Here is a 12,335-nt window from a genome sequence, read left to right on the forward strand (position 1 = left end):
AGGGTTGGTGGGAGGGTTGCTGGTTTTGGCGGGGCCTTGGTTTCAATCGGAGCGCCCTCATCACCCTTTATCCCTCTCCTCCCGACTACGGGAGAAGAGGGAAAGAAAAATAGGAACCACAACCCCCTCTAACTCCCCCCTCGGCCTGGAAGGCGAAGGGGGAGAACCAGACCAGCCCCCCGAGTCCCCGTCTGCGCAAAAGGCTAGTGGTTGCCCATGATCCAGCCCATGATAAAAAGGCTCGGAACTTCCTTTAATGTGCATCACGCGTATCAAGGGGAAGAGAAAAAAGGATCACCTCATCATCCCCCTTCGGCCAAGCTCAGGGCAGGCTCTAGCCCCTTCTTCTTCCCTCGGAGGGTACTCGGGACAAGCTCTTTTCAATAGGAGAAGAAGGGGGACCTGAGGGGGCATAGGTCAGACGAATCGTTGCTAGTGAAATGGGGAGTGCTGGTCGTCAAGCAGTAGGAAGGGCGAGGGATGGGGAGGTCGGGGGTTACTGTTTAGGGGAGGAATGGCACTAAGGTACAGGTGAGGGGACAGGGGTGGGCGGGGGCGGATGGTCCACATGGAGGGTGATGGTGGCGGACGGGACGCTGAGGTTTCTCGACTTCGCTCGAAATGACGGAGGGGGAGAAAAGGATGAGGGGCGGACCGACTAGTCGGAGCGCCCCTCATATATATGTAGGGGAATGGGGCTACGTTATGAGCGAAGACCTAGTACCGGGCATAGATTCTTCGACTGCGGCCAATGAGTACATCGGCCTCCGCTCAGAATGACAAGACCACAACCGTTAGGCGGACTCTTTGGAGAGGTTGGCGAGGAATTCCGAGTTGCGGCGACTTTTGGCGAGGCGTTCCAGGACTTTTTCCGTGACTTCGACGGTGTTCATGGAGTCGGTGGTGAGGAGGCTCACCATGCGGCGGAGGAGGTTGACCTGGCGGCGGGTGGTCTCGTCGAAGAAGAGCTCTTCGCGGCGGGTGCCGGAGCGGGTGATGTCTATGGAGGGGAAGACGCGGCGCTCGGAGAGCTTGCGGTCCAGGTGGAGCTCCATGTTGCCGGTGCCTTTGAACTCTTCATAGATGACCTCATCCATGCGGCTGCCGGTGTCGACGAGACAGTTAGCGACGATGGTGAGACTGCCGCCGTTTTCAATGTTGCGGGCGGCGCCGAAGAATCGCTTGGGGGGATAGAGGGCGACGGGGTCCATGCCGCCGGAGAGGGTGCGTCCGCTGGAGGGGAGGGCGAGGTTGTAGGCGCGGGTGGCGCGGGTGATGGAGTCCATGAGGAGGAGGACGTGGAGTTTGGATTCGACGAGGCGTTTGGCGTGCTCCAGGGCGAGGTCGGTGAGGCGGCACTGGTCCTCGACGGACTCGTCGAAGGTGGAGGCGAAGATTTCGCCCTTAATGGAGCGTCGCATGTCCGTGACTTCCTCGGGCCGCTCGCCGATGAGGACTACCATTATATGTATGTCAGGGTAGTTGGCGGTGGCGCCGGCGGCGATTTGCTTGAGGATGGTGGTCTTGCCGGCCTTGGGGGGAGCGACGATGAGGCCGCGCTGGCCTCGCCCGATGGGGGAGAAGAGGTCGATCATGCGGGTGGTGAGATTGTCGGCGGTGGTCTCGAGAACGATTTGGTTTTCGGGGAAGATGGGGACGAGGTCTTCAAAGTTGGCGCGCTGGCGCGCGACGTCCGGGTGGACGCCGTTGACGTCGTCGACGCGGACGAGGCCGTAGTAGCGCTCGCCGCCCTTGGGGGCGCGGACGCCGCCGGTGACGGTGTCGCCGGCGCGGAGGCCGAAGCGTCGGACCTGGGACTGGGAGACATAGATGTCGTTGGGGCCGGCGCGGAGGCCGTTCTGCCGGAGGAAGCCGTATCCGTCGCCGAGGATTTCCAGGTTGCCGGTGCCTTTGAGGGCCTGCTGGTCCGGGAAATAGTGGACGATGCGGTTCATAATGTCCTCACGTCTGAGGCCGGCGAGGGAGACGCCGTTTTCCAGGCCCATGGACTGGGCCATGGCCATCAGCTCTTCCCTGCTTTTCTTGTCTAGCTCGGATACGTTTAGAAACTGTTCGGTTGTCACGGTGTACACCTTTCGCTATTTTGGGGCGGGCTTAGCCGCCGTGATGGGGATGAGAAGCCATGGATGTGGGGCTTAAAGAGCGGAGCAGATATGGGAGGTTATGCTTTGGACGCTTTGCGCCAGTCCTCCAGAAAGCGTGCTACACCTATGTCCGTGAGGGGGTGCTTGGCCATTTGGGTTAGGACGGTGAAGGGTATGGTGGCGATGTCCGCGCCAGCTTTGGCGGCTTCGATGCAGTGGAAGGGGGAGCGGACGCTGGCGGCCATAACTTTGGTGGTGACGCCACGGTCTCGATACGTGGCGAAGATCTGGGCGATTTCGGCGACGAGGTCCATGCCGCGCTGGCCGATGTCGTCGAGGCGGCCGACGAAGGGGCTGACGACGGTGGCGCCGGCCTGGGCGCCTAGGAGGGCCTGGTTGGTGGAGAAACAGAGGGTCTGATTAATTTTGATACCTTCGCGGGCCAGGGCGGCCATGGCCTGAAAGCCGGTGGCCGTGCTGGGGAGCTTGACCCAGGGGTTGTCTATCCAGGTGGCTATGTCTTTTCCTTCAGTAATCATGCCCTCAACGTCGGTGCTGACGACTTCTACAGATATCGGCCCATCGATAATGGCGGCGATTTCCTGGACTGCAGCCCTGTAAGCCTTGAAGCCGCCGATGCCGACCTTGGCGGCGAGGGAGGGGTTAGTGGTGACGCCTTTGACGACGCCAAGCCGGGCTCCCTGTTTGATTTCGTCAAGACTTGCTGTATCTAGGAATAACTGCACGGGGCCTCCACGGCTGTACGCATTATGATGAACCGGTTTAGTCTTTTGTGGTTAGCTAGCAGCGGGGGTCTCCGAAGCGCTGCGGTCCTCAACCTGGGACCTGCGCTGCGGGATTATGGGAGGGCCGTCTGTGGCGATGGGCAGGGCGGCCTGGTCGCCCTCACGGAGGGTCTTCATGGCGGCGCCAATGAAGTCGCGGAAGAGGGGGTGGGGACGGTAGGGGCGGGAGAGGAACTCGGGGTGGAACTGGGTACCCAGCATGAAGGGGTGTCCAAGGACTTCAGATATTTCGACGAGCTTGCCGTCAGGGGAGAGGCCGCTGGCGAGGAAGCCGGCGGCCTCAAGAGATTCGCGGTAAGAGTTGTTGAGTTCGAAGCGGTGGCGGTGGCGCTCGAAGACCTCCGGGGCGCCGTAGGCGCGGTGGGCAAGGGTACCCTCCAGGAGTCGACAAGGGTAGACGCCGAGGCGCATGGTGCCGCCCTTTTCGGTGACCTTTCGCTGGTCGGGCATTATGTCAACAACGGGGTGTGCGCAAGCGGTGTCCATTTCCGAGGAGTTGGCCTGGTGGAGACCGAGGATATTGCGGGCGTACTCGACGACCATGACCTGGAGGCCGAGGCAGAGGCCGAGGTAGGGTATGTTGTTTTCGCGGGCGTAGCGGGCGGTCTGAATCATGCCGGGGATGCCGCGGGGGCCGAAGCCGCCGGGGACGACGATGCCGCTGGCGGAGCGGAGGAGGTCCTGGGTGCCTTTATGCTCGACTTCCTCAGCGTGGACCCACTGAATTTCGATCTCCTGGCCGTGGAAGAGGCCAGCGTGCTGAAGGGCCTCTTTGACGGAAATATAGGAGTCTGGGAGTTCGACATACTTGCCGACGACGGCGATGGGGACGCTGCCTTTGGGGGAGGCCATGAGGTTGACCATGGAGGCCCAGTCCTTCATATCGCGGCCGGCGGAGTTGAGGCTGAGGGCGCGGCATATGAGGTCGCCGAGGCCCCACTCTTCGAGGATCAGAGGGACGCGATAGATAGTGTCCACGGTCAGGAGGGGTATGACGGCCTCTTTGGGGACGTCGCAGAAGTGGGAGATTTTCTCGCGAATGGAATCAGAGACGGGGAAATCGCTGCGGCAGATAATGGCGTCGGGCTGGATGCCGGCGGCGCGGAGCTCCTTGACGCTGTGCTGGGTAGGCTTGGTCTTGAGCTCGCCGGTGGCGGATATGTGGGGGAGAAGGGTGAGGTGGACATAAAAGACGTTATCGCGGCCTACCTCGTTGCGCATCTGTCGGATGGACTCGAGGAAGGGCTGGCCCTCCATGTCGCCGACGGTGCCGCCGACCTCGACGACAACGACGTCGGCGCGGGACTCCTGGGCGAGGGTGAGGATGCAGGCTTTGATTTCGTTGGTGACGTGGGGGGCCACCTGGATGGTGCCGCCGAGGAAGTCGCCACGCCGCTCTTTGGCGATTAGGGAAAGGTAAACCTGGCCGGCGGTGAGGTTGGAAGAGCGGGTGAGCTCGATATCGATAAACCGCTCGTAGTGGCCGAGGTCGAGGTCGGTCTCGCCGCCGTCCTTGGTGACAAAGACCTCGCCGTGCTGGTAAGGGGACATGGTGCCCGGGTCGACGTTGAGATAGGGGTCTAGCTTGAGGACTGAGACGGAGATGCCACGGCTTTTGAGGATGCGGCCTATGGAAGCGACGCTGACTCCTTTGCCGACGGAGCTAACGACGCCGCCAGTGACAAAGATGTACTTAGTGCCCATGACTGGTCTTTTTGATTTGATCTATGCGCTCGTCCATATGCACAGGTAAAAAAACGTAGAAGTAGTGGGGCGGTGAGGTGGAACTTCCAGCACGAATTGAGTTGCGGTATGTGCGGAGGGGGACAACAAAGGCATTGTAGAACTAATGAGGGGAGGTGTCAAGGCGCTTGGTGAAAATATAAGAGTTATCTTAGTTTGGGAACAGGGGAGGCCTGAAGGCAGGGGGCCCATGGACACTGGTGAGGTAGCCTAGGTTTTAAGCGGGAACCCTCATCACCCTTTATCTCGCCACGGCGAGCTTACAGCCCTCTTCTCCCGACTACGGGAGAAGAGGGAAAGAAAAAAGAAACACCACAACCCCCTCCTTCGACCAGTCTCAGGACGGCGTCTAGCTCCCTCCTCGCCTTACAGGCCGAAGGGGGAGTACCAGACACAGGCCCCCCTAGGCTCCCCAATCACGTCCGGCAATCTCCGAGAGACTACTATATGAAGAAGTCTACTTTATTATGTAAAGTTAGGCGGCATGAAAAGGATTTACCTACTGAATTAGATGATACTTATATTAAGGGGCTGTTGGGTGGACTGAGGGCAGACAGAGTTCGGTGACGAATGTGGAGTTTAGATAGGCGGGGATTGTGAATGGGTAGGGTGGGGTAGACGGTGGCTATGGGGGAACCCGGGGTGTCCAAGGGGGTCGGAAGAGAAATGGGAGGCGTTAGGGGGAAGAAGGGGAGGGGCGTTATTGTTTATCGGGCTTGGGGTACTTAATATAAGGCAACTTCAGTTTTACGGAGTTTTTTCATGCCATCAGAGGCGGGACATGGATTGGATGTGCGTTCCGGTCAGGGAATGACTCGAATAAATATGGGATGCGAGCATCAGCGGGGGATGCTTTATGTGGTGCCCGCGGAGAAGAGCTGGGTGTGTTCGGCGGAGATGCTGCCGGGGCACGCGCTGGCGGGGTTTTTGGGGGAGCTGGTGGCGGAAGGGGACGATAGAGTGAGTCATCTGATGCAGAAGTGGGGGATCTATTTCAGGCATATGCCGCTTGAGAGGGATACGGAGGAGGGCCGATAGATCGGCCTCCGCATTGAATAAGTGGTCGTGGCGGAAAGGAGGGGGTTAGCTGGCTTCGGCGCCGCCGGCGCTGGGCATGGGGCGGTCGTCCTGCTGGCTGGCCAGGTTGGGAGAGGGCGCGGGCTGGATTACAGGGGGGGCCTTTGCCGGCGCGGGCTCTCGCTGGGGGACGGGCTGAGGCTGGGGACGCTGAACGGGCCTGCCACTGAACAGCGCCTCCAGGTCTTCGCCCTCCACGGACTCATACTGGATCAGGTACTCGGCGACGCTGGTGAGCCTCTCGCGGTTGGCTTCCAGAATGCCCTGAGCCCGCTCGTAGGCCACCTTGATGATGCCCTGGACCTCGTGGTCAATCTCATCGGCCACGCGGTCGCTGTAGTCGCGCTCCTCGGTGATTTCGCGGCCAAGGAAGATGAGTTCCTGGCGTTTGCCGAGGGTTCGAGGGCCGAGCTTGTCGCTCATGCCGTACTGCTTGATCATCATGAGGGCGAGGCGGGTAGCGCGTTCGAGGTCATTGCTGGCGCCGGTGGTGATTTCACTGAACACAAGCTGTTCTGCGACGCGTCCGCCTAGAGCTGTGGCCAGCATGTCGTCAAACTGGTTCTTGGTCCAGAGGTGGCGGTCCTCTTCCGGCAGAAGGCGTGTGTAGCCGCCCATGTTGCCGCGAGAGATGACGGATATCTTATGGACCTTGTCAGCGTTGGGGAGCATAAAGGCGACGAGAGCGTGGCCGGCCTCATGGTAGGCGGTGAGGGACTTTTCCCTGGGACTGATGACTCGGCTCTTGCGCTCAGGCCCAGCGATAACCCGGTCGATGGCCTCTGCGAATTCAGGCGGGCCGACGAGCTTTTTGTTGCGGCGGGCGGCTAACAGCGCGGCCTCATTGACGAGGTTACCCAAGTCAGCGCCGCTGAAGCCAGGAGTCTGCTTGGCGATGATGTCGTTTTTAACATCAGGGGAGAGGGGTTTGCCCTTGGTGTGGACGCGGAGAATGGCCTCGCGGCCGGCAACATCGGGCAGGTCCAGGACGACGCGGCGGTCGAAGCGGCCGGGGCGCAGGAGGGCGGGGTCCAGGATGTCCGGTCGGTTAGTGGCGGCGATGATGATGATGTTGGTGCCAGTCTCAAAGCCGTCCATCTCGACGAGGATCTGGTTGAGGGTCTGCTCGCGCTCGTCGTGGCCGCCGCCCAGGCCGGCGCCGCGATGGCGACCGACGGCGTCGATTTCATCGACGAAGACGATGCAGGGGGCGTTGCGCTTGGCCTGGTCGAAGAGGTCGCGGACGCGGGCGGCGCCCACGCCGACGAACATTTCGACGAACTCGCTGCCGCTGATGGGGAAGAAGGGGACGGCGGCCTCGCCGGCGACGGCGCGGGCGAGGAGGGTCTTGCCGGTGCCGGGAGGGCCGACGAGGAGAACGCCGCGGGGAATGCGGGCGCCGAGGGAGAGGAAGCGGTCCGGGTACTTAAGAAATTCGACGATCTCTTGAAGCTCCGCCTTAGCCTCGTCACAGCCGGCAACGTCGGCGAAGGTGACGGTGGGGCGGTTGCTGAGGATCATGCGGGCCTTGCTGCGGCCAAAGTTCAGGGTCTGGTTGGAGCCGCTCTGGGCCTGACGCATCATGAAGATGATCAGCCCGCCGAAGAAGAGGAGGGGAAGGAAGTTGAGGAGGAGGCCGAAGTTGAAGCCGCTGGACCCCTTAAATACAACATCCACGCCAGTAGGGCCGGTGGGAACGCCTTCCTCGCGGAAGACCTGCATGACGTCGGTGCTTCTGCCGATGCGGCTCTTGAACTCATCGCCGTTCTTGTCGTTCTTGGCGGTGAGGGTCTCGCCTCTGAGTTCGACGGAGGTAATCTCGCCAGACTTGGCCCTAGATACCACCTCGGTGAAGGGGATTTCTTTGGAGCTGCTGAAGGTGGGGAGGATAGTGAAGAAAACTACGACTACAGCCGCGATGATGAGGAAGTAGAGGAAGCCGCTTCTCATCCAACGCTTACCGCTATTGTTTGTATTTTGGGGCTGATTGTTCATTAACTACCTCAGTCTGGCGATGGAAGGGGCCGCCGGGGGCTGCCACTCCACACACCAATAGTACGTTAAATCTGCGGAAAAATCAAAATTCTTGAGGACTAATCAGGCGGTTTATTCAGAAGGAACCGTTAACACAAAATATACGATTGAGCGGCTTGATTGGGTTTTGACGCGCTGAGGCGCTTGATGAATAAGACGCGCCTTGTTCTCATTCGGGATACCATCCCCTTAATCCCCTTCCTGCTGGAAGGGGAAGAGAAAATAAGGAATCAAAACCCCCTCTAGCTCCCCCTTCGCCTTCCAGGCCGAAGGGGGAGAACCAGAATGGGAGGGATTCCTACCTTGTCTGTTCTAAAGCGTATCACGGGTAAAAGTGGGGAGAGGATTAAATGGGAAGATAACTCACTGCTTTGCTTGCCTCGTACTGCCAATAAGCAAATGGGGCTAGAAGGATCCTAACTATGCAAGTATTTGAAATGTTTCCAGAGCGCCACCCTCAATCAGCATTAGGTGTCTGTTTATAGATAACGCATGTAACACAAACTTAACATTCCAGAAATAGCAACGAAACATGAGAGATGTAGAGTTCAGGGTGAAAGCTAGAAAGCTGCCAGGAGGCCTGCCCATGGGATTTACGGTGACGGAGCAAGGGGAGATGAAGCCGCTGAAGCGGACGGCGGATGAAGCAATGGAGGTGCTGAAGCGGCATAAGGTCAAGTTTGTGGACTTGCAGTTCACGGACATGCCCGGCCGACTGCATCACGTGACGGTGCCAACGCGGGTTATCGACTCGGGAGCTTTTGAGGAGGGGATACCCAAGCTGGACGGCTCGTCTATACGAGGCTTCACTGATATTCACAACTCGGACATGGTACTGATGCCGGACCCGTCTACCCTGGCTATCATCCCATGGATACCCGAGGAGCAGAGGACGGCGCGGCTTATATGCGATGTTCACTGGGGCTATGGGAAGGGTCGGTTCTCTCGAGACCCGAGGGCTATATCACAGAGGGCGGAGGAGGTGCTGAGGGCCAATGGATTCGACCACTCGCTGTGGGGACCGGAGATAGAGTTCTTTATATTCGACAGGGTACGATGGGACACGTCGTCGCCGCAGCGGGGGATGGGATACAGCATTGAGTCCACGGAGGCGGCGTGGAACAGCGCGGGGAGCAACTACCCGATCCGATTTAAGGAAGGGTACTTTCCAGTGCCGCCGCACGACTCGCTGATGGAGTTCCGGAGCAAGTGCAACCTGACGCTGGAAGGGCATTTCGGCATCGCCACGGACGCGCACCACCACGAGGTGGCAACGGCGGGCCAGTGCGAAATCGACATGTACCGGGACTACCTGACCACCATGGCGGACTCGTCGGTGACGTACAAGTACGTTATCAAGAACCTGGCGCATCAGGCGGGGAAAATCGCCACGTTTATGCCGAAGCCGATGTTCGGGGACAACGGGTCGGGGATGCACACCAACGTAAGCCTGTGGCGCAACGGGACGAACCTATTTTACGACGGCGATGACGAGTACGCGGAGTTGAGCCAGCTTGGCCGGTACTTTGCGGCGGGGCTTATACAGCACAGCCGGGCGCTGACGGCTATCTGCTGCCCGACGACCAACTCCTACCGGCGGCTGGTGCCGGGTTACGAGGCGCCGGTGAACGTGGCGTGGAGCCGGAGCAACCGGTCTTCCAACGTGAGGGTGCCGACGTACAAGCGGGGGCTAAGGTTCGCGGGGCAGAAGAGGCTGGAGTTCCGGACGCCGGACCCGTCGTGCAACCCGTACCTGTCCTTCGCGGCGGTGACAGCGGCTGGACTGGACGGCATCAAGCGGAAGCTGGACCTGCCGTCGCCGGTGGATGAGGATATCTACGCGCTGTCGGACAGGGAGAAGAGAGAGCGCGAGATTGGGGAGCTGCCGGGGAGCCTGCGGGAGGCCATCGAGGCGTTGAAGTCGGACATGGACTTCCTGTCGCCGATATTCACCGAGGACGTTCTGGACAAGATTATCCAGAACGGCGAGCGGGAGCATATGGAGGTGGCGGCGCGGCCACACCCGCAGGAGTTCCAGTTCTACTTCGACATATAGGGCAGATAGGCTAGGCACTGAAATGATGGCTGAGAGAAATGAGGCCCAGGAGTATGTCCTGGCCATGGCGCGGGAGAGCAACGTTAAGTTCATCCGGCTGTGGTTTGTGGATATCCTAGGGAATCTAAAAGGCTTCGCGATAACGGTGGAGGAGCTGGAGGACGCGCTGACCAAGGGCGTGGTGTTCGATGGGGCGTCCATAGAAGGGTTCACGCGCATAAGCGAGACGGACATGGTGGCGATGCCGGACCCGTCGACGTTTCGCATATTGCCGTGGCGGCCTAAAGAGAACGCGGTGGCGAGGATGTTTTGCGACATTCTGACGCCGGACGGCCAGCCGTTTCCGGGGGACCCTCGATTCGTGTTGAAGCGCAACCTACAGAGGGCGGCGAAGAAGGGGTTCACCTACTACGTGGGGCCGGAAATCGAGTTTTTCTATCTGAAGGGGCTGGACGACTTGAAGCCGCTGGACAGAGGCGACTACTTTGACCAGCTATCCATCGATCCGACGACGGACATGCGGCGGGACACGGTGCTGACGCTGCGGGAGATGGATATAAGCGTCAAATATTCACACCACGAGGGCGCGCCCGGGCAGCATGAAATCGATTTGCAATACACCGACGCGCTGACTATGGCGGACCACGTGATGACAGCGCGGACGGTGATTAAGGAGGTGGCGTACCGCCATCACCACTACGCGACGTTTATGCCCAAGCCCTTCGGGGATGTGAACGGGTCGGGGATGCATATTCATCAGTCGTTGTTCAGCGGGGAGGACAACGCGTTTTTCGATGACAAGGACCCGTACAAGATGTCACACATCGGGAAGCGGTTCATCGCGGGGCTTATCAAACACGCGCCAGAGATAACGCTGGTGACCAACCAGTGGATAAACTCGTACAAGAGGCTGGTGCCCGGATTCGAGGCGCCGATATATATATCGTGGGCTTGGATAAATCGAGGGGACTTGATAAGGGTGCCGGCGTACAAGCCGGGGAGGCCGGACTCGGTGCACATCGAGTACAGGGCACCGGACCCGTCGTGCAACCCATACCTGGCGTTTTCGGCGATGCTGGCGGTGGGGCTGGCGGGGATTGACGGCGAGTATGAGACGCCGCCGGCGCTGGAGAAGAGCGCGTCGCACATGACGGAGGATGAGCGGAGGGAGATGGGGATCCGGCAGCTGCCGCAGAGCCTGTGGGACGCAACGGGACATGCGGAGAGGAGCGGGGTGCTGGCGGAGGCGCTGGGGAGCCCGCTGCTGGAGACGCTGATACAGAACAAGAAGATCGAGTGGGACAAGTTCCACTCGCACATTACGGACTACGAGCTGCAGCGGTATTTGCCGATGTTGTAGGCGTGTGGCGGGCGCGGCTGTTTGTGAAAAGCCAACGCGTTTTTATTCAGGGCGAACTCATCCCCCTTAGTCCCCCTTCTCTTTTCGGAGAAGGGGGAAAGAAAAAGAACCACCACAACCCCCTCCTTCGACCAGGCTCAGGACGGCGTCTAATACCAAATCTGGATGATAATGGCAGGAAATAGAGGGCAGTGTGTACCCTACATAGGCTTCTGCGGTGGCTGTGTGGCGCACAGTTAATGGGAAGAACCTGGCGGGGTCTCTACTGCCGATACAGAAGACTTAACCGTCACCTTTATGCCGATTTGGTATAACTCCCCCTTCGGCCTGGAAGGCGAAGGGGGAGAACCTGATGGAACGGGGACCAACACCATGCCCACAGGAAGATGAGAAGAAAAAGGCGAGGGCCGACCCTCCTGCAGCGGACGGCCTCCATATCGTATAGGGAATAGCGGTGGTGAAGCGCCCCTTGGTGAGTTTGAGAATGGGCTGCTTTATAAGAAACACGCCTAGTTTTCATTCGGGATACCATCCCCTTTATCTCGCCACGGCGAGCTTGCAGCCCCTTTCCCGATACATCGGGACTCAGGAATCGCCTGCTGGAAGGGGAAGGATTAATTGAATCACCTCATCATCCCCCTTCGACAAGCTCAGGGCAGGCTCTAGCCCCTTCTTCTCCTTTTCAATAGGAGAAGAAGGGGAATCAGACGGGAACCCATCCTTCCACCAACTGGCGCTACATGACTTCGTGGGGAAAGAACAGCTACAACACCAAGAGAAGCTATATTCGGTGTGCTATACTGCGATGCAATTAGACGCGGTATTTTAGCATATGCGCACATTCCGGCTGGCCCTGGCCCAGATAAACTCGACTGTAGGCGACCTGGAAGGGAATTGCCAGAAGATTTTGCGTTATGTTGAGGAGGCGAGGGCGGCGGAGGCGGACCTGGTGGCCTTCCCGGAGCTGGCTATCACCGGGTACCCGGCGGAAGACTTACTGTTCAAGACGTCATTCATCGAGGACAACGCGAGGATGATGCGGCGGGTGGTGGAGGCGTCCAAGGGGATATCAGTGGTGGTGGGGTTTGTGGACGCCAGGGGGGACATCTATAACGCGGCAGCGGTTGGGTACGACGGGGTGCTGGTGGACGTGT

At 59.5% G+C, this 12,335-nt stretch carries 8 protein-coding genes; 4 read left to right on the plus strand and 4 right to left on the minus strand.

What is annotated here, in order from left to right; translation table 11 throughout:
- Positions 1-794: 794 nt before the first annotated feature.
- The 3 genes from FJ320_12100 to FJ320_12110 form a co-directional block, all read right to left on the minus strand.
- On the minus strand, positions 795-2,084 hold the full coding sequence (locus FJ320_12100) for a transcription termination factor Rho (protein MBM3926694.1): 1,290 nt from the start codon (positions 2,082-2,084) through the stop codon (positions 795-797).
- A 98-nt stretch (positions 2,085-2,182) separates the two neighbouring features.
- Positions 2,183-2,851: a fructose-6-phosphate aldolase gene (fsa, locus tag FJ320_12105; GenBank protein ID MBM3926695.1), complete on the minus strand. Its 669-nt coding sequence runs from the start codon at positions 2,849-2,851 to the stop codon at positions 2,183-2,185.
- A gap of 51 nt (positions 2,852-2,902) precedes the next feature.
- Positions 2,903-4,615, minus strand: a complete 1,713-nt coding sequence (locus tag FJ320_12110; protein MBM3926696.1) for a CTP synthase — start codon at positions 4,613-4,615, stop codon at positions 2,903-2,905.
- Between the two features lie 801 nt (positions 4,616-5,416).
- Between FJ320_12110 and FJ320_12115 the strand changes: the two genes are divergently transcribed.
- Positions 5,417-5,692 (plus strand): hypothetical protein, encoded by a 276-nt coding sequence (locus tag FJ320_12115; protein ID MBM3926697.1) that lies wholly within the window; start codon positions 5,417-5,419, stop codon positions 5,690-5,692.
- Positions 5,693-5,737: 45 nt separating this feature from the next.
- Here the strand turns inward: FJ320_12115 and FJ320_12120 are convergent, their stop codons facing one another.
- Positions 5,738-7,681 carry an ATP-dependent metallopeptidase FtsH/Yme1/Tma family protein gene (locus FJ320_12120; protein MBM3926698.1) on the minus strand — a complete coding sequence of 648 codons (1,944 nt, stop codon included), beginning with the start codon at positions 7,679-7,681 and terminating at the stop codon, positions 5,738-5,740.
- A 670-nt stretch (positions 7,682-8,351) separates the two neighbouring features.
- Between FJ320_12120 and glnA the strand changes: the two genes are divergently transcribed.
- From glnA to FJ320_12135, 3 genes are all read left to right on the plus strand, one after another.
- Positions 8,352-9,821 carry a type I glutamate--ammonia ligase gene (gene glnA / locus FJ320_12125; GenBank protein ID MBM3926699.1) on the plus strand — a complete coding sequence of 490 codons (1,470 nt, stop codon included), beginning with the start codon at positions 8,352-8,354 and terminating at the stop codon, positions 9,819-9,821.
- Between the two features lie 22 nt (positions 9,822-9,843).
- Positions 9,844-11,181, plus strand: a complete 1,338-nt coding sequence (locus FJ320_12130; GenBank protein ID MBM3926700.1) for a glutamine synthetase — start codon at positions 9,844-9,846, stop codon at positions 11,179-11,181.
- A gap of 832 nt (positions 11,182-12,013) precedes the next feature.
- Positions 12,014-12,335, plus strand: a 322-nt coding sequence (locus FJ320_12135; GenBank protein MBM3926701.1) for an NAD+ synthase, incomplete at its 3' end; no start/stop codon positions are given.

The organism is SAR202 cluster bacterium (assembly GCA_016872285.1).
In the GTDB taxonomy this organism is placed as follows: domain Bacteria; phylum Chloroflexota; class Dehalococcoidia; order Lucifugimonadales.